Annotated in this window: 1 protein-coding gene; it reads right to left on the reverse strand. The window is 71.5% G+C overall.

The features are described from left to right. Positions 1-285: 285 nt before the first annotated feature. Positions 286-801, reverse strand: a 516-nt coding sequence (locus D8M34_RS18450) for a DUF4352 domain-containing protein (protein WP_126894735.1), incomplete at its 5' end; no start/stop codon positions are given.

Here is an 801-nt window from a genome sequence, read left to right on the forward strand (position 1 = left end):
GGCCCCCCTGGCTGGTCGAAGAGACGGAGGTGGACGGAGGCATCGCCGCGACGCTACGGCAGCCGCACGCGAGCCCCTCGGGATCCGCCTGCGCCTGCAGATCTGCTCTCGCGGCGACGTCGAGACCCGTCGTCGAACAGCGCAGCCGGCTCGATGGCGGCGCGGCCTGCCGCGGAGATGACGAGGCCCCCACCGCAGGGCTGCTGCAGCGGGGGCCTCGGTTGCGCGCCGTGTCGTTGTGCGTGACTACCCCGGCTTTCGGCGCGCAGCTCGGGGGGAGGGAGGTCAGTTCGTCCAGGTGAGCGGGTCGGAGAAGCTGAACGAGGGTGCGTACTTCACCGCGTTGACGTCGGTGGTCTGCTGGTCGCCGCAGATCATCCCCGAGGTGGTGCCGCCCGGGGCGAGCTGACCGGAGTGCAGGGCCTTCGCCCCGGCGTTGAACGGGATCGACGCGGACGCCTCGACCCCGGCCGGGGTGGTGAACTTCCAGTCGAACGGGTTGAACGACGCCGGGCTGGACCGGTTGTTCGTGTAAGTGACGGTCGAGCACGCCTGCGTCATGCCGAACTCGGTGACCTGCTCCGGAGCGGACGCCGAGATGACCAGGTCCCCGGAGGTGGCCTCCTGACCGAACTTCACCGACTGGTCCCCGCTCGCGGGGGCACCGGCGGCGGCAGGGGCAGCGTTCGCGTCTCCCGAGGCGGTGGCCGGGGCCTGCTCGTCGCCGCCACCGCCGGTGGCGATCGCGATGACGACGATCGCGACCAGGATCCCGAGGGTCACCTTGAGCCCGGTGCGCTT

The organism is Microbacterium sp. HSID17254, from assembly GCF_003989315.1.
Taxonomy (GTDB): Bacteria; Actinomycetota; Actinomycetes; order Actinomycetales; family Microbacteriaceae; genus Microbacterium.